We start from the raw sequence: 21,857 nt of genomic DNA on the forward strand, positions 1-21,857 counted from the left end.
GACCTGCGGGGCGTCATCGCTGGAGCGCTCCATCTGTCGAAGCATGAAGAACAACCGTCTCAACAGGCGAGGATCTTTCGAATTGGGTGCTTATGGTGATCTGGTCCCCGATGAAGAAGCTGGTCAGCTCAATGGCTCTATGACGGCAGGATGCGACCATCTGCCTAACGCGGCAGCTTCAACCGAAGCCTATTTTCGCGCTGCCGCTGCAAGCCTGGCGATGCGGCCGGGCGCTTCCGAACCGGACATGTCGGCGGCACTACTGAAGCGCCACTACGGATTGACGGGATCGATCGCGACATTGTCCTCCGAGGTTGAGCGCACCGTTGAGGTCAACCTGCCGGATGGCCGCCGGTTGATCCTGAAGACGTCGGCAACAGCGGAGGCGGTCGACAGCTTTCGTTTTCAAACCGCCGCCATGGCCGGATTGCAAGGGTTCACGGGCTTCGTTGCACCCGAAGTGCTCCGCACGACCAGCGGCGCATTGATGTTTGAGCAAGAGGGGACATGCGGGTACTTGCAGACCCGGATCGAGGGCATTCCGCTGCACCAGGCGACACCAACTCCCGACCTGCTTTTTCGAACCGGCAGTGCTCTCGCCCGGCTAGACCTGGCTCTTGAGCTGGTCAGTGTGCCGGCGGCTCGCCGTCCCGTTCTTTGGCATGTCGGTTGCTGGTCGAGGTTGATGGAACTGGAGCATTACCTGCCATCCGGGAGCATTGCCAATAGCGTACGCGTCGCGATGGCGGAGTATGCGGAGTTCGTTGAGCCGCAACTCTCTGATGTGGCGTGGCAGGTAACGCATAATGATCCCAGCCCATTCAACATGATGGTGACCGGCCAGGGAATGGGTTTCATCGATTTCGGCGACGGCTGCTGGAGCCCCAGGATCCAGGACCTGGCGATCGCAGCAAGTCACGTCGTAGGGGATTCGACACTTCCTTTGGGTGGAGCCGAGCATCTGATTGCCGGCTATGCCTCTGTCATTGCACTTTCGGCACTGGAAGCAAAACTGCTCGTCGGACTGATGCGGGCGCGACAAAGCGCATTGATCCTGGTCAACTACTGGCGGTCCCACCTTTTTCCGGCCGATGCCCAGTACATCAAAAAGAATGTCGCGCGTGCCGAGCACGGACTGTCCATCCTGGCGCCTCTTGGTGTCGCATCGGGCGAGGCGGCCGTCCTGGCGGCAATGTCGTCGTTTCAGCCCTAACGCATTTCGGTTTGCCTCGACCGGCACGCTAACCCAAAGACGAACCGCGAAATGATCAAGGTAACTCTTTCAGATAGGCAGCAGCACATGTCCACAGATCTCATGCCTAATCGCTACAGGCCCGGCGAATCCGACCTTCCGAGGCGCGAGTCCGAGCTAATTGCTCGCCGTGACGAAGTACTTGGGGCCTCCTATCGGCTCCAGTACCGCCGGCCTGTGCACTTCGTTCGCGGCGAAGGCATGTGGCTCTACGACCCTGACGGGCATGCCTATCTTGATTTCTACAACAACGTGCCGTCGCTCGGCCATTGCCACCCTGAAGTAAACGCCACAATGGCTGAGCAGGCGGGCCGGATAAGCGCCAACACGCGCTATCTCGAGCCAAAACTTGTCGACTATGCCGAGCGACTGGTCGACACTTTCCCAAGCGAGCTCGACCGGGTGGTTTTTACCTGCACGGGAAGTGAATCCAACGATCTGGCCCTGCGTATCGCGCGATTTGCGAGCGGCAATGAAGGCGTGATCGTCTCGAGCTACGCCTATCACGGCACCAGCGCGGCTGTCGCCGCGGTTTCCCCGAACCTGGGCGACGCCGTCAAGCTCAGCCCATTCGTGCGCATGGTTTCCCTGCCGGGGCCGGAGGGTGTGCCGGAAGCCCAGGCTGCGGACTTTTTTGAGGCGCAAGTACGCGCGGCCATCGTAGATCTGAACCGTCGTGGCATCGGCGTTGCGGCCCTGCTCATCGACAGTATTTTTTCCAGCGATGGCGTATGGGTCGATCCCCCCGGCTTCATCGCCGGCGGAGTTGCGGCGGTGCGGGAGGCAGGTGGTCTCGTCATCGCCGACGAGGTTCAGCCGGGTTTTGGGCGAACCGGCGCTCATATGTGGGGCTTTGAACGGCACGGGATCGTTCCCGATCTCGCTACCCTCGGCAAGCCGATGGGCAACGGATTTCCAATTGGCGCGGTCGTTGGTCGCAAAGCACCGATGGAGCAATTTGGCGCAACCGCTCGCTACTCCAACACGTTCGCCGGAAATACGGTTGGCATAGCGACCGCCGACGCCGTGCTGGCGATCCTGCAGCGCGACCAGATCCCCCAGAAAGCGCTTGCCATGAGCCAGCGCCTCCGAGCCGGGCTGGAGAAAATCGCACAGCAGCCATATGGAGTTCGCGCTATCCGAAACGCCGGTCTGTTCTTTGGCATCGACATCGGGCGTGAGGGTGCCCCGGCGGCAAGCCGGCGGGCAATGGCGCTGGATGTCGTGAACGCACTGCGCGACGACGGCGTCCTTGTCAGCACGACAGGGGCCAACGAGGATTCGCTCAAAGTGCGCCCGCCGCTCGTTTGCCAGGCCGAGCATGTCGACATCTTCCTTGCAGCCATGGAGCGGGCGCTCATCAAGATCGCAGGCTAGACCGCATGCCTGCGACCAGGTGGCCAGGTCCTGGTTGCCAGCTGCGGTAACCGACCGGGATCGTCACGCCATAGATCGGCGAGGCTTCCGCGTTCTTAGCTCGAACGCTGTCGATCTCAACGCAGCCGATAGCGAAAGCGATCGACACGGCGATGACGGCTGCAATTGCAAGATTGCGTCTCATGCGCTCGCTCCGTCCGCGTTCAGAACTTGTCGACATCGATGATGGCCGTGGCGAAGGCATCAGGCGCCTCCTGCGGCAGGTCATGCCCGATGCCGCCGGTGATCAGCCGATGCTCGTACTTGCCGGAGAATTTCTTCGCATAGGCGTCGGGATCGGGATGTGGCGCACCATTCGCGTCGCCCTCCAGCGTGATCGTTGGCACGTCGATCTCCGGGCGCTTGGCAAGCTTTTCCTCCAGTTCGTCATAGCGGCGCTCGCCTTCAGCAAGGCCGAGCCGCCAACGGTAGTTGTGGACGACGATGTCGACGTGGTCGGGGTTTTTGAACGCAGCGGCGCTTCTGGCGAAGGTCGCATCGTCGAAGTTCCAGCGCGGCGAGGCGAGCCGCCAGATCAGTTTGGCGAAGTCGTCCGTGTATTGCGCATAGCCGGCACGGCCACGATCGGTCGCGAAATAGAACTGATACCACCATTGCAGTTCGGCCTGTGGCGGTAGCGGCGCCTTGTTGGCCGCCTGGCTGCCGATTAGATAGCCGCTGACCGAAACCATGGCCTTGCAGCGCTCCGGCCAGAGCGCGGCAAGGATATTTGCCGTCCTCGCGCCCCAGTCGTAGCCGGCGACGATCGCTTTTTCGACGCCCAGGGCATCCATCAGGTCGATGATATCGACCGCCAGCGCAGCCTGCTGGCCGTTGCGAAGAGTGGCATCCGACAGGAACCGCGTCGTGCCGTAGCCGCGCAGATAGGGCATGATGACCCGATAGCCGGCTCCTGCAAGCAGCGGCGCGACATCGACATAGCTGTAGATGTCGTAGGGCCAGCCGTGCAGCAGTATGACGGGTGGCCCATCCGCCGGGCCGTCCTCGGCATACCCGACGGTGAGCAGACCAGCCTCGATCTGCTTCAGCGATGCGAATGAGTTTCGCGATCGTGTCCCGCCGGCTAATGTCGTCTGCGTCCCGCCCTGAGCAGTGGAGGTTCGGACCGCTCCTAACTGAGCCAACGCCACGGTCGCGGCCGCGATGCCGAACAGGCGTCGGCGATGATGGTCGACGACTTCCGGAATTTTGATTGCGTTCATGGGACTACTACCTTTGTTCATGTTTCCAGGGCAGTCGCGGCAGTGCCGAAACCGAGGGACTAGATCAGGTTAATTTCGACTTCGATGTTGCCGCGCGTGGCCTTCGAGTAGGGACAGGTCTGATGAGCAGCATCGACAACGGCCCGGGCGTCGTTGCGATCCATCCCTGGCAGGCTCACATTGAGCCGGGCGCTGAGAAAGAAGGCGCCGTCGCCGCTGTTGAGATCAACCTCCGCATCGATCGAAAGGTCTGCTGGCAGCACGACGTTCATTTTGCGCGCGGCGATCGCCATCGCGCCCTCGAAACATGCCGACCAACCGGCAGCAAAAGGCTGTTCGGGATTGGTGCCGCTGCCCGCGCCGCCGGGCGTCGAGAGCCTGATGTCCAGCCTGCCGTCGGAACTGCGTGAGCCGCCCTCCCGGCCGCCCGTTGTGTGCACCTTCGCTGTGTAGAGTCGTTTTGCTTGGGTAGTCATGGCATGCATCCTGTATGACATCGGATCTTCGATCAGCGCAGCGATCTGAAAGCTGCACGGACCTCCTGCGTGAAGATTTCCGGCTGTTCCCAGGCAGCGAAATGCCCGCCGGCCTTGGCCTCATGGAAATAGATGAGGTTGTGGTAGCAGCGCTCGGCCCAGCTTCGCGGCGCGCAGTAGATTTCGCCGGGGAATACCGTCACGGCGACCGGAAGATCGGCAATGTCCACGGCATTGAAATTGTTGGAGTGGTCTTCCCAGTAGATCTGCGCCGCGGAGGTTCCGGATTCAGTGAGCCAGTAGAGCGAGATGTCGTCGAGCATCTCGTCCTTGGTCAGAACCCGCTCGGGGGTCGCCACCGCTATAGGTCCACTGCGCGAACTTTTCGTAGATCCAGGCGGCAAGACCCACAGGTGAATCCACCAGGGAGTAGCCGATGGTCTGTGGCCGCGTCACCATCATGGCGGCATAGCCGGAACTGTCCTTGTAGAAGGTGTCGAGCGCATCGAATGCCGCACTTTCCTTCTCGGTCAGTCCGCTCGGCGTCGGCCCGCCGGCCGCCAGCACCGATGCAATTTCCGGCGGCACGGTCCCCGGCATGTTGACGTGTATGCCAATGAGCCCAGGCACCTTCTGCAGCGCCATGCGATGGGAGATGACCGAACCGCAGTCGCCACCCTGCGAGACGTAGCGGTCGTAACCCAGCCGCCTCATCAGCACGCCCCAGGCACGGCCGATATGGTCTGAGCCCCAGCCAGCCTCCGTCGGTTTCCCGGAGAAGCCGAAGCCAGGTATCGACGGCACGACGAGATGGAATGCGTCTTCCGCCGCGCCGCCATGGGCCGTGGGATCTGTCAGCGGACCGACGACCTTCATGAATTCCAAGATCGAGCCGGGCCAGCCATGCGTCATGATCATCGGCATAGCATTCTCATGGCGGGACCGGACGTGGATGAAGTGGATAGCGAGGCCGTCGATTTCGGTGACGAACATAGGCAGAGCGTTGAGCTTCGCCTCGACCTTCCGCCAGTTGTAATCGGTCATCCAGTATCGAAGGAGATCCTGGAGCTTTGCGAGCTGCACGCCTTGGGACTGATCCGTAACTGTTTCCCGCAAGGGCCAGCGCGTCGTTGCCAGACGTCGGCGGAGATCGACGATTGCCTCCTCCGGAATGCCGGCGCGGAAGGGACGGACGGCTTCACTATCGACGCTCGCGCGCGCCATTGCTGGAAGCAGGCTCAAGGCGCCTGTGGCCGCTGATGCGGCAAGCAGGCTTCGTCGCGTGAGCGATGGCGATGATGCGGGCATGGTCGTTTTCCTTGGGTCCGTCGGCAGAGAGGTTCTTGCTGCTTTCGACACATAGAAGGAGATCGCCCGAAGCGCCCGTTATGCATTATGATGCAACGTTAGCGCTCGTCGGCGAATGCAGGCTTGCAGCGAAGCCCCCACTTTTGTTGTTCTCATAGGTGAGTGGTCGCCTGCATGAGCAGGCTGCGAAGGGAGTGTCATGACAGGGCCTGCAGCCGACACGATATCATTTGGTCCCTTTACGCTTGCCGTCCGCGAACGGCTGCTCTTGCGGCAAGGCACCACCGTCGATCTGGGCGGGCGCGCTTTCGATATCCTGGCTACTTTGGCTGCCCGCTCCAACGAGGGTGATCAGCAAGAGGGATTTATTGGCGAACGTCTGGCCCGACGTCACCGTCGAGGAGGGTAGTCTGCGGTTTCATATGGCCAATCTCAGAAAGGCGTTGGGCGACGGCAAGGACGGCGCGCGCTACATCGCTACCTTGAAGGGCCGGGGCTATTGCTTCGTGGCGCCGGTCTCGCGATCGGGTGGTCGCAACGATGCGCGAAGCGAGGCTGCCGCCAGCTACCCGCAGGCCAACCTCCCGAGCCGACTAGCTCGCATGGTTGGGCGAACCGACGACACGGCCGCGCTTTCCGCGGAGCTGGCGGCCGCGCGCTTCGTCACGATCGTCGGCACGGGTGGGGTCGGCAAGACCACCGTTGCAGTGGCGGCCGGGCATCACGTCGTCGATGCGTTTGCCGGCGCTGTGCATTTCGTCGATCTTGGCGCGCTGAATGATCCCAACCTGGTTGCGCCGACTGTAGCCTCGATGCTGGGCTTGTCGCTTCAGTCTGACGACGCCACGTCCGCTCTCATCACATACCTGGCTGACAAGAGAATCCTCCTGATCCTGGATACCTGCGAGCATGTCATAGACGCGGCGGCAGACCTGGCCGCCCGTATCTTCGCTTCCGCGCCGCAGGCCCACATCCTGGCGACGAGCCGGGAGGCTCTCCAGGTCGAAGGCGAGCACGTCTACAAGCTGGCGCCGCTTGCTTACCCGCCGGACGATCTGGAACCCACCGCGGCAGTCGCGCAGGCGTTCCCTGCGACCGAGCTGTTCTTGGAGCGCGCAGCAGCGAGCGGTGCTCGTCTTGACCTCGACGATTCGGATGCGGGGGTCGTGGCGCACATCTGCCGGAAGCTTGATGGCGTACCACTTGCCATCGAACTGGCAGCAGGACGGGTTGCGAGCTACGGCCTGCAGAAGACCGCGATGCTTCTCGACGAACGCCTGGCCCTCATGTGGCCGGGGCAGCGCAGCGCACCGCCGCGCCAGAAGACACTTCAGGCTACTCTGGACTGGAGCTTCGGGCTTCTGTCCGAATTCGAGCGCCTGGTGCTTCGCCGGCTTGCCGTTTTCGTCGGTCTTTTTTCGATCGATGCCGCGCTGACAATAGTAACGAGCCCGACCGTGGACGATGCGCTCGTATTCAGCGCCATCGATAGCCTCGTGGCGAAGTCGATGGTCGCGGCGAGGCCAGCCGGTGCAACGATGCGCTATCGACTGCTCGATACGACGCGGGCTTACGCCCTTCAGTTCGAGGTCCAGGATGCGGAACTCACGGAACTGGCCGCCCGGCACGCGACCTACTGTCTGCGATGGCTGGAGGACACGGGGAATGAGTGGCCTACGTTGTCGAGCGCGTCGCAACGATCACTGCACCTCGCGGGCCTTGCCAATGTGCGTGGGGCTCTGGATTGGTGTTTCGGATCCAACGGGGATGCCAGGCTCGGCATTCGTCTTGCCGCCGCCGCTGCTCCGCTTTTCCTGTCGATGTCCTTGCTCACCGAGTGCCATCGCTGGAGCTCCCGGGCAATTTTCGCTCTCGACGACTCCATGCGCAGCGGACGCGAGGAGATGCACCTTCAGCCGGCCCTTGGAGTTTCCCTGATGTTCACGCACGGGGGAAGGGACGCAGCGCGCGTGGCGCTGAACAGAAGCTTCTCCATTGCCGAGCAGCGCAGCGATGCGCTCGACCAGATTCAGGTTCTCGGGCCGCTGCAGATGTTCCATTTGCGTACGGGAGATTTCAGGACCGCGCTCCGCTACGCGGAGCGTTGCACCGTCATTGCCGACGCGCTGGAAGACTCCGTCTCCACGACATTGGCGCATTCGTTGATGGGAATATCGCTTCACCTCAATGGAGAACTAGCTCGCGCCCAGACCTCGCTTGCGGCAGCATTGCGATACGGGCCGCGTTCCGGTCGGACCACGACCAACTATCTCGGCTTCGACGGGAGAATCCTGGCCGGCGCGATCCTGGCAAGAACGCTTTGGCTGCAAGGCCATCCGGATCGGGCGGTGGAACGCGCGCTGCTGACGATCAAGGACGCCGAGATCCTGAACCATCCGCTGACGCTTTCGATCGCTCTTGTCTGGGCCGTTTCCGTGTTCCTTTGGGTCGGCGATCTCGACCGCGCGGACGAGCATATAGACCGTCTCTGCTTGCGTGCGGAACCCCACTCGCTCGGACCGTATCTGGCGCTAGGACGAGGCCTCAAGGGAGAACTGGCCATTCGTCGAGGCGATGCGGAAAAGGGAATCGAGAGCCTGCAAGGCAGTCTCGCGGAGCTCCACGCAGCACCCTACGAACTGCTCACCACTCCGCTCAACGTCGCGCTCGTTCAAGGCCTTGCCGCCACGGGCCGGCTCGCGGAGGCCCTCGCACTGCTCGACGACACGATCCTGTCGGTCGAGGCAAACGGAGATCTCTGCTATATGCCGGAGTTGCTGCGCGTGAAGGGCTGCCTTGTTTTGGCGTCAGTGCAGTCTGGCGACGAGACTGAAACCTACTTCAGCCGGTCACTCGAAATGAGCCAGGGTTGGGGCGCGTGGGGGTGGGAGCTGCGCGCCGCGGTCGACCTGGCTACCCTTCTGATCGATCGCAGACAACACGAAACCGCCCGGGCGCATCTCCAGCCGCGGTTCGAGCGCTTCGTTGAGGGTTTGGATACTGCTGATCTGAAGTCAGCTGCACGTCTGCTCGCGACGCACAGTTAGTCTGGCTCGGCAATCGCGACGGACCTCATCGAGCGGAATGGTGGCCCTACCATTATATTGTGTCATGAGCAGAAAAGCGGTGTGAAGTGACATTGATGGTTACGCTTTGAAAAAAGAATGAAATGAGTCACATATCATAGAGGCCGGCAGTGTCCGTCCAATCTCGTGGTTTAAAATCTGTGTGTAAATGATTGAAAAATATAGAAAATTCGCCATAGCGCCCATGATGGACTGGACGGACCGGCATTGCCGGTTCCTGCATCGCCAGTTGACGCGCCGGGCCTTGCTCTACACCGAGATGGTCGTCGCCGACGCGGTCATCCATGGCGAGCGCGAGCGCTTGCTCGGCTTCGATGGTACGGAACATCCGGTCGCGTTGCAGCTCGGCGGCTCCGATCCGCAGAAGCTTGCCGAGGCGGCCCGCATCGGCGAAGTCTTCGGCTATGACGAGATCAACCTCAATGTCGGCTGCCCGTCCGATCGCGTCCAGTCGGGTACGTTCGGCGCCTGCCTGATGAAAGCACCGGTTCTGGTCGCCGATTGCGTCGCGGCGATGAAGGCTTCTGTCAGCATTCCGGTTACCGTCAAATGCCGCATCGGCGTCGACGAGCAGGATCCCGAGCCGGCGCTCGATACGTTGGCGGACGGGGTTTTCGCGGCCGGCGCCGACGCGCTGTGGGTGCATGCCCGCAAGGCGTGGCTGGAAGGGCTGAGCCCGAAGGAAAACCGCGACATCCCGCCGCTCGACTACAACAGGGTGTATCGGCTGAAGGCCAAAAATCCAAACAAATTCATCGGCATCAACGGCGGCATTCAATCCCTTGAAGAGGCGCTTGACCACATTGATCATGTCGACGGCGCCATGCTCGGCCGCGCCGCCTATCATACGCCGGGCATTCTGGCAGGCGTCGATGCGGCGTTTTACGGCGACAGGTCCAAAACGTTCGATTTTGCCGCGCTGATCGATGCGATGGCGGATTATGCGGCACGCCATATCGAGCGGGGCGGGCGGCTTGGCCATGTCACCCGTCACATGGTCGGCCTGTTCCACGGCCTGCCTGGCGCGCGCCGCTACCGGCAGATCCTTTCGACCGATGCGACAAGGCCCGGCGCCGGACCGGATGTGCTGAAGGCGGCTTTCGCTGCAGTCGATTTTAGCGGGACGGACGCCGAAGCAGCCTGACTGTCCAGTCGCGCAAGATCATGTGGAGGGCGTCGCGTTGAAGGTACGCCAAACAACGCTGAGCGAGAACAAATGACGATTCTGTTGGGCGTTCGTTTCGAAAGACTGCCCAAGGTCGCTCGCAATCAACTGTAGCGGCCACCTGAACGGGCAAGTAGCGCCAGAAACGGACATTAGCGAAAGCGATTCCAGGGCAGCTTTGGAAGAGCGGACATTGGACGTCCTCATGTCCATTCATCAGCTTCGGCTCCGAGAATACCCATGTGCGATCTAAAATTTGCGTGCGGGGTGATAGAGGCGGACCCAGCAACTCCAGCCATGTGTATTCGAAATACAGGTTGGCAATCTTTCCGTCGCAGCCAACGAACTGGATATCGACCGATCCACCCGCCCCGGGCGAGGGCCCAAGTCCACGCGGGAGCAAGCGAGAGGACACGAGTCCGACCGTGCACTGCCGGAGGTTCCTCGTTAGCTCGGGAATGCCTGTTGTGCTATCGTCCTAAAGTCTCTCGGGCCGCCGAGGGTCTCGCATGATCTTCCCGTTCGAGGGAGAGAGCATCTGTGACGGAATTTGCAACGAAACTGAAGTTGGCCGCCAAGCTTGCCGCGAAAGGCAGCGTTTCGCGTCGCGACTTTGTTCAGCTGGCGTTCGCCGCCGGCCTTACCGCCACGGCCGCCAATGCGATGTTCGTCCAGGCGGTGCGCGCCGAGCCCAAGAAGGGCGGCACCTTGAAGATCGGAATCGGCGATGCCGCCGCCACCGATTCACTGGACCCGGGTAGTACCAGCGTCAACCCGTTCACCGGCACCGCGCTATTCGGAACCTTGTCGAATGGCCTAACCGAGATCGATTCCAAGGGCAACGTGGTCCCCGACCTCGCCGAGAGCTTTGAGCCGTCAGACGGCGCCAAGAAGTGGGTGTTCAAACTGAGGAAAGAAGCCACCTTTCACAATGGCAAGACGGTTACCGCCGACGATGTCGTGGCCTCTGTCAGGCACCATAACGTCAAGGGCACGAAATCGGTGATGAAATCGCTCTTGGCTTCGGTCAAGAATGTCGTCGCCGACGGTGCCGAGACGGTGGTGTTCGAACTCGACGGCGGCAATGCCGACTTCCCCTACATCATGTCGGACATCCCGGTCATGCCGGCGAAAGAGGGCGGCGTCGACTGGGAGTCGGGCATCCGCACCGGCCCCTACATGCTCGAGAAATTCGAGCCCGGCGTCATCGCCACCTTCAACAAGAACCCGAGCTACTTCAAACCCGACAAGGGCTGGTTCGACCGTGTCGAATGCCTGGCGATCAACGATGTGAAGGCGCGCACCAACGCGCTCAACACCGGCGAGGTCCACTACATGGATCGCTGCGATCTGAAGACGCTCGACATCCTGAGGCAGAACCCCGATCTCGTGATCTCGGAGACGACGGGCTACGGCCACTACGTTTATGTCATGAACGTCCAGAAGGCGCCCTTCGACAATCCCGATGTGCGCAATGCGATCAAGTACTCGCTCAATCGCGACGAGATCGTGCGGAAGGTGTTTCTCGGCCACGGCGCCGTCGGCAACGACAATCCGGTCGCACCGACCGTCAAGTTCGCGATCGATCCGCAGCCGAAGCATGTCTACGACCCCGATATAGTCAAGAGCCTTCTCAAGAAGGCGGGGGCCGAGAACACCCAGTTCGACCTGTCGGTCGCGGATGCCGGGTTCACGGGTGCGACCGACTCGGCTCTCCTGTGGCAGGAGCATGCCCGGGCGGCCGGGCTCAACCTGAATGTGATCAGGGAGCCCAATGAAGGCTACTGGGACAATGTCTGGTTCAAGAAGCCGTTCTACGCCTCTTACTGGGCCGGCCGGCCGACGTGCGACTGGATGTTCACCATCGCCTATGCGGCGGAAGCGGTGTGGAACGAAACGTCTTGGAAAAATCCGCGCTTTAATGAGCTGCTCGTCGCCGCCCGCTCGGAGACCGACGATACCAAGCGTGCCGGCATGTATGCCGAAATGCAGCAATTGCTGCATGACGACGGCGGGCTCATTAATGTCGTCTTCAACTCCTATGTCGATGCCCACACCAAGGCTCTCGCCCATGGCGAGGTGGCGTCGAACTGGCCGATGGACGGGCTTAAGATCGCCGAACGCTGGTGGTTCGCCTAGGCCGTCTACTCATAAACTGGGATGGCGGACTGGACGCGTCTAATGTCTCCTTGCCCCCACCAGCGGCTCCCGAGCGGACATCGCAGCAGGTCCGCGTTGGACCACAAGCGGAAATCCCGGGCGCGCGTCCAGGGTCGATCAATTGCCTCTGATTTTGGACAGTGCGTCCTTTGCGTGAATGCCAATTAGAGCTTCATTCTGGAGTGCCACGAGCGCAGGTATCGCAGCTCGTGCCGGAGGCCCGATCTTTCCCAGCGCCTCGATGGCATCCCGGCGGAGATATTCAACCTTAAGCGCTTCAACCAGAGCCGGAACGGCTTGTGCTGCCGCTGGTCCAAACCAGCCCAGTCGCTCTGCCGCATATTGCTGGGAAAAGGGATTGCCGGTCTCAAGCTCTGTTTCCAGGCTCGTAACGGTGATGGCCAGCGGCAGCGCAGCGATACGGAGACCATCATACAGGCGCTCCCGCACGCCTGCGTGTTCATAATCCCATTGGAACGAGAAGATATAGGTGTCGGGAAGATTTTCGAGCCCTTTCTGGTCTGCACCCGGTCGGAACTTCAGGAGCATTTGCCTGGCTTCTTCCCGGCGCCCGAGCTGCGCCAGCACGGAACTGAGTGGTAGAAAGAGCGCAGTTGCGTCTGGGTTTCGCCTGACGCCGTCTCCGAACACCTCCGCCGCTTGTTTCAGATCGCCCATTGCAAAAAGCGCCAATCCACGAGCGAGAACGTAGTGGCTTGGATAGGTCGGGTTGAGCCGCATGGCGGTCGCGACGAAATTCAGCGCCTCGGCAGGTTCGCCTGAGATCGTCAGCGCCCAAGCCATTGCGATGTGTGCTTCGGGGTCGTTGGGATCCAATGCAATCGCTCGACCGGCATTCCTGCGTGCATCTTTGGCCAGACCTTGATAAACGTTCCGCAATGCCTCGACCGTATAAGACAGTGACGTTGGATATTTCTTGGCCAGCTCTACGTAATCGTGAGCTCCCCACCAGAAATATGGTTCGTCCCTACCGAGTTCTTTACCCCAGAGTGAGTCAACGACGCGGAAGTAGGCCAGCGCCAGGGCGGCATAAGCTCGCCCATATTCGGGATCAAGTTCGGTTGCTTTTTTCAAGGAAGTGATGGCGGCAGCTGTGTCCTTTGCGTTGTAACGGAGATAAAGGCTCCAACCCTCTTCGAAAGCTTCCTTGGCTGCGATATTGTCCGGCTTGGCGCGGGCAATTTCCGTTTTTTCGGTGGTGGTGAGATTGACCTTCAACGCTTCGACGATCTTTGCGACAAAAATGTCCTGGACCGCAAAAATATCGGCGACGTTTCCATCGAACCTGTCCGCCCACACATGCCCGCCGGTGAGGGCATCGATGAGCTGGGCGTTGACTCGCACCTGCTCGCCGGCTCGCCGTACGCTTCCCTCGAGAACGTAACGCACGCCAAGTTCTTCGGCGACCTGGCTGATTTTTACCGGCTTGCCGCGGTAAACGAATGTCGAGTTTCGCGCGATCACGAAAAGGCCGGAAAGCTTGGAAAGGTCGGTGATCAAGTCATCGGTCATGCCGTCGGCGAAGTGCTCCTGGCCGGCGTCGCTCGAGATGTTGGTGAATGGCAATACAGCGATCGATGGCTTGTCAGGTAGCGGGAGCGCCATTCTTTCCCTGGAGGCCACCTCGACCGGCGGTCCTGAACCGTCCCCAACGACCTTCCAAAGTGCTACACCTCCGGCGATCAGGATCAGCGCCGTCGCCGCGACCGCCGGCCGGCGCCATTCGATATAGCGCTTGCGTTTTGCTGGAACTGTTCCGGATGCGGCGCGTGCCCGCGGGCCTGCCCGATACAGACGAATAGGTTTTTCGATGTTCTTGAGCTTTTGTTCACCCAAGAATTCGAACTCAAAATCCAGCTTTCTCTCGACCTGATCGAACGCCGTTCCTGAAATAAGGACGCCCCCGGGTTCGGCCAATCCTTCCAGTCTCGCTGCGACATTCACGCCGTCGCCATAGATATCCTGCCCTTCGACAATCACATCGCCAAGGTTTACGCCAATGCGGAATTCGAGTTGTTTTTCCTTCGGCAGTTCGGCGTTGCACTCCGCCATCGTCCGCTGGATTTCGACGGCGCAACCGACCGCGTCGACCACGCTGGAGAATTCTATGAGCGCGCCGTCGCCCATGAGCTTCACGATGCGCCCCTTATGAGCGGCGATCTTCGGATCGATCAGGTTCTCGCGGGTGCTCTTCAGGCGCGCGAGGGTATCCGCCTCATCGGCTTCCATAAGGCGGCTGTAGCCAACGATGTCAGCGGCAAGTATCGCCGCAAGCCTGCGCTCCATGGTAGTTTCCGGCGCTGGGCAACTGTTTCCATGATAAAAGAGTATCGCTTCGGAGCCTAGTCCTGCTCTCGTCGGCTTTGGGTCACGATTTGCCTTGAAGTTCCCAGATCGCGTGCCGCCGAGTGGCACGCCGCCGACCTACAATGCCACCAAGGCGGCGATCCATTCCTGTACGGTGTCGTTGCGCGAGCAACTCAGGGGCAAGGTCGAAGTGATCGAGCTTGCGCTGCCAGCGGTTCGCACTGAACTCACGCCCGGCCAGTCGAGGCGCGACGACTACATGCCGCTCGATGCGTTTGTCGACGAAGCGATGGCGTTGTTCAGCCGGGAGCCGACGCCGAAGGAGATCCTGGTGGAGTGCGTGGGCTTCCTGCGCTGGGCGGAGCGGGACGGCCGGTTTGATCAAGCGGTCGAGATGCTTAACGCTCACTGAGCGGCGCAGTGGCCTGACTGTTCAATCGCGCAAGATCATGCGGTCGCCGCGCACGTCGAATCCGGACAATGAGCCGATGAAGTTCATGCCGAGCAGGCTCTGGCCGAGCATGCCGGGCGCGGCGATCATGACCGGCATGTCCTTGCGCACGATCCCGCCGATCGCCAATTCGTCGGTTCTCACGACGGCGGCGCGCGCCATGCCGTTGGCGGTCGAAACCGGGATGGTGAAATTGAGAGCGGCTGGATTGAAGCCGGCCGCTTGCGCGTCCTGCGCGGTCAGCACGGTGCTGGTTGCGCCGGTATCGACCACGGCCCGGACCGGCGTGCCGTTGACCATGATTCGTGCTTCAAAATGGCCATTGCCGGCCTTGTCCAGGGTCACCGTGGCGTGGCCGTCCTCAAGGCTCAACGCCAGCGGACTGCCGGGAACAAGGCCGGCCGTTACCCGGCTGGCGAAATCCTGCAATTCATAACGATACTGGTAGCCGGCGATCAGTGCGAGCACGATGACGGCCCAGGCGCCCATGCTGCGGGCCATCGTGCCCAAGGGTCTGCCTGATCTGAGTAAGCCGGCGGCGATGAGTGCAACCAGTGCGGCAAGCCAGATCAGCCGGCTGAAATCGTAATTCTCGACGCCGAATGTGCTGCCGGCGGGATCATTGAGCATGAGCAGGACAACGCCTACCCCGATCAGGATCATCAAAACCCAGAAAACCCGGTTCATATGTGGCTCACGAGAGAGCGTCGCGTTCGCGCGCGAGGCGGGTGCGGCGGGTTTCGCGGCGCGGTCTGCGTTCAACCGTTTCCAGCCGGGCCGGCAGCTCGGCCATCACGCTGCGGCGGATTTCAGGGGTCATCTCGATCCAGGCGCCGATTTCCTCGCGCGTACGGCCGCAGCCGAAGCAGAAGCCGGTTTTCATATCGATCGAACAGACCAGGACGCATGGGGATTCGATGGCCGTCATGTTTATCTCTCAGGATTCCCAAGGAATCCCTTGTCTCGCTTCCACATGGTGTAACGGCAAGGCCAATGCAAGACCTCCGGAATGCGCCGCCGGCAGCCGCGTTCGCGTCAATGCAGGCAGTTGTGCCGGCCGAGCAAGGCGGCTATGCCGCTCACCAACCCCGGGAACGATCATCGACGACATGACCAGCGCGCTGCCCTTCGACGATTTTCGCAATCTTCTGGCGACCCTGCCGCAGGCCGACGCGGCAGCCGAAGCCCGCGTCCGTGCGCTGTTTGCCACGGCCGACAAACCCAAGGGTTCGCTCGGCCGCATCGAGGACATCGCGGCCTGGCTGGCCGCCTGGAGCGGCCGCGCGCCGCCGGCAGTGAACCGGCCTCTGGTGGCGATCTTCGCCGGCAATCACGGCGTCGCTCGCCACGGCATTTCGCCACGGCCCGTCGCTGCCACGGCGAACGCCGTCGAGCTTTGCGCGGCCGGGGGTGCGGCGATCAACCAGATCTGCATCGCCAATAATCTCGGGCTGAAAGTGTTCGATCTTGCGCTGCACATTCCAACCGCCGACATCACCGAGGAGGCGGCACTTGACGAACGCGGCTGTGCCGCCACCATGGCCTTCGGCATGGAGGCGATCGCCGGCGGCGCCGATCTGCTTTGCCTTGGCGACCTCGGCGTCGGCAATTCCACCGTCGCCGCGGCCTTGCTTGCCGCACTGTTCGGCGGCAGTGGCGCAGATTGGGTCGGATCCGGATCGGGCGCCGATGCATCGATACGGGTGCGCAAGGCGGAAGTGGTCGATGCCGCGCTAGCCTTCCACGGCACAGGTCTCAGGGACCCGCTGGAAGCGTTGCGCCGGGTTGGCGGCCGTGAGTTCGCAGCGATTGCCGGCGCCATCCTCGCCGCCCGGACGCAGAAGATCCCCGTCCTGCTCGATGGGTTGGTGGCGACAGCCGCTGCGGCGGCGCTGCATGCCGCCGACGCCACTGCGCTCGATCATTGCCTGCTTGCCAGCCTGTCGCCAGAGCCTGCGCATGCTCGGGCCGCCGAGCGGCTCGGCTTGCGCCCGCTGCTTGATCTCGGCGTCAGCCACGGCGAGGGGGCAGGGGCGGCACTTGCGGCCGGCCTGGTCAAAGCCGCTGCGCTCACCGCCTCGGGCATGGCAGCGGCGCTGCATTAAAGCGCGTCGCGTTCGACCCGCCTCATGCGACGCGCTTCAGGTTGTTGTTTTGCGGCGACATGCATTAAGCGTCTATCGCCGGCGCGCAGCAACGGCCCTGGTCGGCAGCGCCGGCAATTCCTCCATCACCCGGCTCAACGGAAAGATGGCGATCGCCTCGGTGCCTTCGCGCAGTTTGGAATGGAGTTCGAACTCGCCGCCATGCATGGCGAGCAGGCTTTGGACGATCGGCAGGCCAAGCCCGGTGCCTTGCTCAGCGCTCTTGATGGCGATGGAGCCCTGGCCGAAGGCGGACAGCACGACCGGAATCTCGTCTTCCGGAATGCCGGGCCCATTGTCTTTGACGGAGAGGTATTGGCCGCCGCCCGCCGTCCAGCCGACGCGCACGCGGATCTCGCCGCCAGTTCCGGTGAACTTGATGGCGTTCGACAAAAGATTGAGCGCGATCTGGCGCACCGCGCGTTCGTCAGCGAACAGGCGCGGCAAGGCGTTTTCGAAATCCTGGACGATGCGGATGTCCTTGTTGCGCGCCTTCAGCTCCATCATGTGACAGCAATCCTCGACGACGGAAAGCAGCATCATCGGCTCTTCGTTGAGCTGGTAGCGGCCCGCTTCGATGCGCGACAGGTCGAGGATTTCGTTGATCAGGTCGAGCAGGTGCTGGCCAGAGTCATGGACGTCGCGAGCATAGTCGCGATAGGTCGGATTGCTCATCGGTCCGAGCACTTCGTTCGCCATCACCTCGGAGAAACCGAGAATGGCGTTGAGCGGCGTCCGCAACTCATGACTCATCGAGGCCAAAAACCGCGACTTTGCCAGGTTGGCGTCCTCCGCCCGTCGGCGCGCTTCGTCCGACATCGATTTAGCCGTGTCCAATTCGGCAATCAGCGCGTCCTTTTCGGAGCGGAACGAGAGCAGCATCAAGGACGAGCGATTGAGGCGGCGCGCCACATAGGCGAAGAAGGGCAGCGAGACAATCAGCAACCCGGCCATGATCAACTCGACCGGCATCCACTGCCTGGCGCCGGCATAGGCATAGGCGGCCACCGGAACGGCGAAAGTCGCCAGCAACGCACCGCGCAACGATGACGCTGTGATCGCCGTCGCCGCCATGGCAAGCAGCAGCACCACCGCCTTGATCAACTGGAACTGGTCGACCTGGCAAGCGTCGCAACCGAGCCAGGCAAACCAGGCCCAGCCCAGGCCGCAAAGGAAATGGCCTATCAGGAAATCACGGTGCGTTTGCAGCGGGTTGAGTTCGGCAGCTTCCGTTCGGTCGACGCGCCTCGCCATGAACACGACGATGGCGTAGCAGATGAGTATAAGAAGCGCCCAGACGCCAATTGCCTTTCCGACGCCAGCGAACAGACCGGTCGCGGCGGTCGCCAGGACGAGAAGCGGAACTATGATCGCGCCGCCTATCATCGCACGGGCGTGCAGTTTCAACAGCTCGCGGTCGAAATCAGGATTTCCGGCCTGCTGCGAAAGACGGTCGCGCGTCTTGCGCACCGCGCGCGCCACATCGCTGTTGCGATGGGGTTTCCGGCGGTCCACAATAAACTTGTCCGCTGTGGTCGAACGTTGCGAGGGCATGGAGACTTCAATTTATGCGGGCAGCGCTTTCAAATTGTTAAGCTACGTTCGAATGATTAACCAACGGTTTGCCATATGAGCCGTTCGTGGTCGCGGCGGCCGGGACTGCGATACGTCCCGCCGCAGCCGCGAAGCCTTTGGCGCCGGCTGGTGGACTATGCACTGGCCGTGCTTGTCCTCGGTCTGCTTATCCTTCTGGCGGCGCGCCTTGATCGGATCGAGACGCGCAAGGCTGAGGGTGCCGCCGTCGTCAATGACGGCGATACGATCACGCTCGGTACCGAGCGCATCCGCATGCGCGGCATTGATGCGCCAGAATATTCGCAGATCTGCCGCAAGGACGGCGCCGACTATCCCTGCGGCAAGCTGGCGCGGCAGTCGCTGGTACGTCTGATATCAGGCAAACCCGTCTCCTGCACCGGCTGGCAGCGCGATCGATACCGCCGGCTGCTCGGCGATTGCAACGCCGGCGGCAAGGATTTCAACCGCGCCCAGGTCGAGGCCGGCTGGGCAGTTGCCTATGGCGATTTCGAAAACCGAGGAGGCCGCTGCCCGATCAGGCAAGGCCGGCATCTGGGCCGGCACTTTCGACGAGCCGCACGATTGGCGCGAGAGCCGCGATCACGAAGTGGTCGAAAGAAAGCACGGTCGCTTGGCTTCGATCGGCGATGGCTTACGAGAAATTTTTCGCTTCTGGTGATGGTCAATCCTATAGTGTTGCAACAGAGCGACGTGCGTCCAGTCGGACGCACAAGCCATGCGCTGAGATTTTTGGATCTTCGCGTCGTGCTTTCCGGCAATCGATTCCGGTTGTCGGGCCGGTGCGAAAGGAGGATGGGATGAAACTCTTCGACGGCGGCCGGGCGCCCAATCCACGGCGGGTTCGCGTCTTCCTCGCTGAAAAGGGGCTTGAGGTTCCGCTGGTGCCCGTCGACATGGGCGCACTGGAGCACAGAGAGCAGCCGGTCAGTTCGCGCAACCCGCTGCAGCGCCTGCCGGTGCTCGAACTCGACGACGGCACCGTCATCACCGAATCCGTCGCCATCTGCCGCTATTTCGAGGAACTGCACCCGGAACCGGCGTTGTTCGGCCGCGGCGCGCTCGGCAAGGCGCTGGTCGAGATGTGGCAAAGACGGATGGAGCTCAACTTGCTCAACTGCGTCAGCGCCGCGTTCCGCCACGTCCATCCGGCGATGAAGGAATGGGAAATTCCGCAAATCCCCGAATGGGGCGAGGCCAACAAGCTGAAAGCCGTTGAATTCCTGAAACTCCTCGACGACGAACTGGCGAACCGCGAATTCGTCGCCGGCGACGCCTATTCGATCGCCGACATCACCGGGCTGATTGCCATCGACTTCATGAAGCCGGCGCGCATCAAGGTGCCGGAAGACTGTGTCAACGTGCTGCGCTGGCATCAGGCGATCTCCAGCCGGCCGAGCGCCTCGGCCTGAGGATGAGCCCCAGGCATGATCGAGACCTGGAAAACTTCGCGGCGAGGGTGCGCGCCTGCCGAATCTGCGTCGAAAACCCGGTCGGCCAGCCGCTGCCGCATGAGCCGCGCCCTGTGCTCAGGCCGTCGTCGAGCGCCCGTATCCTGATTGCCAGCCAGGCACCGGGCACCAAGGTGCATATGTCAGGCACGCCGTTCACCGACGCCTCCGGCGATCGGTTGCGGGACTGGCTGGGCGTCAGCAGCGAAGAATTCTACGACACGACAAAATTCGCCATCGTGCCGATGGGCTTTTGCTTTCCCGGCCAGGATGCCAAGGGCGGCGACCTGCCGCCGCGCCGCGAATGTGCAGCGGCCTGGCGTGCGCCGCTGATGGCGCTGATGCCGCATATCGACCTGGTGCTGACGATCGGCCTCTATGCGCAATCCTGGCACATGGGCGCCGCGCGCCGGCCCTCGCTGACGGAGACGGTGATGGATTGGCGCACCATCTGGGATGCGCCCACCATCCCGAAAGTGCTGCCGCTACCGCATCCGTCGTGGCGCAACACCGGCTGGCTGAAGCGCAATCCGTGGTTTGAAATGGATTTGCTGCCGTTTCTGAGATCAGAAATCCGCTATCGCCTCGGCTGACCCGTAAGCAAGAAATCACTCGCTTTTGCGCCATCTGACAGAATTTCTTTCTTGTGAATGGCCCAAATAAGAAGGACTATAGCCAATCTATTCCTGATCTATCCCCGTGGGAGCACCCAAATGGACCGCCTTGACAGAAAAATCCTCCGCCTCTTGCAGGAGGACGCGACGCTCGCGGTCGCCGATGTCGCCAAGAAAGTCGGACTGTCGACCACGCCCTGCTGGCGGCGCATCCAGAAGCTCGAGGAGGAAGGCGTCATCAAGCGGCGCGTCGCCATCCTCGATCATGAAAAGGTCAATGTGCGCGTCACCGTGTTCGTGTCGATCCGCACCAATTCGCACAGCCATGAGTGGCTGCGCCGCTTTTCGGAGGTCATCCAGGAATTTCCGGAAGTGGTCGAGTTCTACCGGATGAGCGGCGACGTCGACTATCTCTTGCGCGTGGTGGTGCCCGACATCGCTGCTTACGACGCCTTCTACAAGCGGCTGATCGCCAAGATCGAGATCCGCGACGTCTCGTCGTCGTTTGCCATGGAGCAGATCAAATACACGACCGAAATGCCGCTCGACTACATGGTCCTGGACAAGGAATCGGGCGCCAACGCTGCCTGAGGAGTTGTTGCTTAGTTCTTCTTTTTGTTGAGGAAACTCCACGGCGAGTTTGCCGGCAGCGTGATCGTGTCCGGCACACCATCGACATCCGTCACCTCCGCCTTGCGCACGGTGTAACCCGACTGGATCACGCTGACACCGTCGAGGATGAACAGCTGACTTTTCTCCATGCCCGGCTCCAGCGCGCCGGTCACGGCAACCGGCTGATAGGCTTGCGACATCCTGTAGGGGCGGGCGGGCGTGACGAGGACGATCTGATTGGGCGGCGGCGTCGGCATGTGGCTGCACGCACCTGTCCACGGCACCAGCAGGAACTGATAGACTAGATCGCCGTCCCGATCGAGCGGCAGCGCGTAGCCCGCCAGTTGGACGGCCTTGTCTCGCAAATTGACAGACAGCGTCTCGCCGCGGTCAGGCATTTTTGCCGCGCCCATCGGCAATCCGACACTTTCGGCAGCGGGTTGGGTCGCCGGGCGCAGGTCCTTCCAGAATATGCGCGCGGTTTCGGCGGAAGCGCTGCCCGCCACTATGGAACTCAGCACGGCCGCCAGCGCCGCTGTCGATTTGAAACGATTGCTCACCGTGTGCTCTCCATTTGA

18 protein-coding genes and 2 pseudogenes are annotated in these 21,857 nt (G+C 61.7%); 11 read left to right on the top strand and 9 right to left on the bottom strand.

Annotated features, from left to right (window positions below; genetic code table 11):
• Positions 1-43 precede the first annotated feature (43 nt).
• Both AC0L3O_RS24515 and AC0L3O_RS24520 read left to right on the top strand, forming a co-directional pair.
• On the top strand, positions 44-1,213 hold the full coding sequence (locus tag AC0L3O_RS24515; protein WP_473536576.1) for a phosphotransferase enzyme family protein: 1,170 nt from the start codon (positions 44-46) through the stop codon (positions 1,211-1,213).
• Between the two features lie 87 nt (positions 1,214-1,300).
• Complete coding sequence (locus AC0L3O_RS24520; RefSeq protein WP_473536597.1) at positions 1,301-2,629, top strand: aspartate aminotransferase family protein; 1,329 nt, start codon at positions 1,301-1,303, stop codon at positions 2,627-2,629.
• On the opposite strand, the gene AC0L3O_RS24525 is transcribed toward AC0L3O_RS24520, so the two are convergent.
• The 4 genes and pseudogenes from AC0L3O_RS24525 to AC0L3O_RS24540 all read right to left on the bottom strand — a co-directional run bounded on the left by AC0L3O_RS24525 (position 2,613) and on the right by AC0L3O_RS24540 (position 5,675).
• The gene (locus AC0L3O_RS24525; RefSeq protein ID WP_473536575.1) at positions 2,613-2,813 is read right to left on the bottom strand and encodes a hypothetical protein; all 201 of its coding nucleotides are present in this window, start codon (positions 2,811-2,813) and stop codon (positions 2,613-2,615) included. The two genes, AC0L3O_RS24520 and AC0L3O_RS24525, sit on opposite strands and share 17 nt — an antisense overlap.
• A 19-nt stretch (positions 2,814-2,832) precedes the next feature.
• The gene (locus AC0L3O_RS24530) at positions 2,833-3,876 is read right to left on the bottom strand and encodes an alpha/beta fold hydrolase (RefSeq protein WP_287260415.1); all 1,044 of its coding nucleotides are present in this window, start codon (positions 3,874-3,876) and stop codon (positions 2,833-2,835) included.
• Positions 3,877-3,950: 74 nt separating this feature from the next.
• Positions 3,951-4,367 carry an organic hydroperoxide resistance protein gene (locus tag AC0L3O_RS24535; RefSeq protein ID WP_473616859.1) on the bottom strand — a complete coding sequence of 139 codons (417 nt, stop codon included), beginning with the start codon at positions 4,365-4,367 and terminating at the stop codon, positions 3,951-3,953.
• A 32-nt stretch (positions 4,368-4,399) separates the two neighbouring features.
• Positions 4,400-5,675 (bottom strand): annotated as a pseudogene (locus AC0L3O_RS24540) (epoxide hydrolase family protein).
• A gap of 199 nt (positions 5,676-5,874) precedes the next feature.
• On the opposite strand from AC0L3O_RS24540, the pseudogene AC0L3O_RS24545 reads away from it, so the two are divergent.
• From AC0L3O_RS24545 to AC0L3O_RS24555, 3 genes and pseudogenes are all read left to right on the top strand, one after another.
• A pseudogene (locus AC0L3O_RS24545) lies at positions 5,875-8,722 on the top strand (ATP-binding protein).
• A 187-nt stretch (positions 8,723-8,909) separates the two neighbouring features.
• On the top strand, positions 8,910-9,905 hold the full coding sequence (dusA, locus tag AC0L3O_RS24550; protein ID WP_473536573.1) for a tRNA dihydrouridine(20/20a) synthase DusA: 996 nt from the start codon (positions 8,910-8,912) through the stop codon (positions 9,903-9,905).
• A gap of 561 nt (positions 9,906-10,466) precedes the next feature.
• The gene (locus AC0L3O_RS24555) at positions 10,467-12,065 is read left to right on the top strand and encodes an ABC transporter substrate-binding protein (protein ID WP_473536572.1); all 1,599 of its coding nucleotides are present in this window, start codon (positions 10,467-10,469) and stop codon (positions 12,063-12,065) included.
• Between the two features lie 138 nt (positions 12,066-12,203).
• Here the strand turns inward: AC0L3O_RS24555 and AC0L3O_RS24560 are convergent, their stop codons facing one another.
• A complete protein-coding gene (locus AC0L3O_RS24560; protein WP_287234122.1) occupies positions 12,204-14,393 on the bottom strand; it encodes an adenylate/guanylate cyclase domain-containing protein in 2,190 nt (729 codons plus the stop codon).
• A 94-nt stretch (positions 14,394-14,487) separates the two neighbouring features.
• Here AC0L3O_RS24560 and AC0L3O_RS24565 point away from each other — a divergent pair, with 94 nt between their 5' ends.
• Positions 14,488-14,826: a hypothetical protein gene (locus AC0L3O_RS24565; RefSeq protein ID WP_473616860.1), complete on the top strand. Its 339-nt coding sequence runs from the start codon at positions 14,488-14,490 to the stop codon at positions 14,824-14,826.
• Between the two features lie 21 nt (positions 14,827-14,847).
• Here AC0L3O_RS24565 and AC0L3O_RS24570 read toward each other — a convergent pair whose 3' ends face one another.
• Together AC0L3O_RS24570 and AC0L3O_RS24575 are read right to left on the bottom strand one after the other, a co-directional pair.
• Positions 14,848-15,552: a TIGR02281 family clan AA aspartic protease gene (locus tag AC0L3O_RS24570; protein ID WP_473616861.1), complete on the bottom strand. Its 705-nt coding sequence runs from the start codon at positions 15,550-15,552 to the stop codon at positions 14,848-14,850.
• A 7-nt stretch (positions 15,553-15,559) separates the two neighbouring features.
• Positions 15,560-15,793 carry a DUF1289 domain-containing protein gene (locus AC0L3O_RS24575; protein ID WP_027151770.1) on the bottom strand — a complete coding sequence of 78 codons (234 nt, stop codon included), beginning with the start codon at positions 15,791-15,793 and terminating at the stop codon, positions 15,560-15,562.
• Positions 15,794-15,974: 181 nt separating this feature from the next.
• On the opposite strand from AC0L3O_RS24575, the gene AC0L3O_RS24580 reads away from it, so the two are divergent.
• On the top strand, positions 15,975-16,970 hold the full coding sequence (locus AC0L3O_RS24580; RefSeq protein ID WP_023801875.1) for a nicotinate-nucleotide--dimethylbenzimidazole phosphoribosyltransferase: 996 nt from the start codon (positions 15,975-15,977) through the stop codon (positions 16,968-16,970).
• A gap of 72 nt (positions 16,971-17,042) precedes the next feature.
• Here the strand turns inward: AC0L3O_RS24580 and AC0L3O_RS24585 are convergent, their stop codons facing one another.
• Positions 17,043-18,563 (bottom strand): sensor histidine kinase, encoded by a 1,521-nt coding sequence (locus AC0L3O_RS24585; RefSeq protein ID WP_023801874.1) that lies wholly within the window; start codon positions 18,561-18,563, stop codon positions 17,043-17,045.
• A gap of 150 nt (positions 18,564-18,713) precedes the next feature.
• On the opposite strand from AC0L3O_RS24585, the gene AC0L3O_RS24590 reads away from it, so the two are divergent.
• From AC0L3O_RS24590 to AC0L3O_RS24605, 4 genes are all read left to right on the top strand, one after another.
• Positions 18,714-19,406: a thermonuclease family protein gene (locus tag AC0L3O_RS24590; RefSeq protein ID WP_473616863.1), complete on the top strand. Its 693-nt coding sequence runs from the start codon at positions 18,714-18,716 to the stop codon at positions 19,404-19,406.
• Positions 19,403-20,014, top strand: coding sequence for a glutathione S-transferase (locus tag AC0L3O_RS24595; RefSeq protein WP_473616864.1), 612 nt, complete (start codon positions 19,403-19,405; stop codon positions 20,012-20,014). The genes AC0L3O_RS24590 and AC0L3O_RS24595 overlap by 4 nt, the downstream gene beginning before the upstream one ends.
• Positions 19,954-20,646 carry a uracil-DNA glycosylase family protein gene (locus tag AC0L3O_RS24600; RefSeq protein WP_473616904.1) on the top strand — a complete coding sequence of 231 codons (693 nt, stop codon included), beginning with the start codon at positions 19,954-19,956 and terminating at the stop codon, positions 20,644-20,646. Before AC0L3O_RS24595 ends, AC0L3O_RS24600 begins: the two co-directional genes overlap by 61 nt.
• A gap of 120 nt (positions 20,647-20,766) precedes the next feature.
• Positions 20,767-21,258, top strand: coding sequence for an Lrp/AsnC family transcriptional regulator (locus AC0L3O_RS24605; protein WP_006333679.1), 492 nt, complete (start codon positions 20,767-20,769; stop codon positions 21,256-21,258).
• Positions 21,259-21,269: 11 nt separating this feature from the next.
• Here AC0L3O_RS24605 and AC0L3O_RS24610 read toward each other — a convergent pair whose 3' ends face one another.
• Positions 21,270-21,839, bottom strand: coding sequence for a DUF3299 domain-containing protein (locus tag AC0L3O_RS24610; RefSeq protein WP_473616905.1), 570 nt, complete (start codon positions 21,837-21,839; stop codon positions 21,270-21,272).
• Positions 21,840-21,857 lie beyond the last annotated feature (18 nt).

The organism is Mesorhizobium sp. WSM4810 (assembly GCF_055811235.1).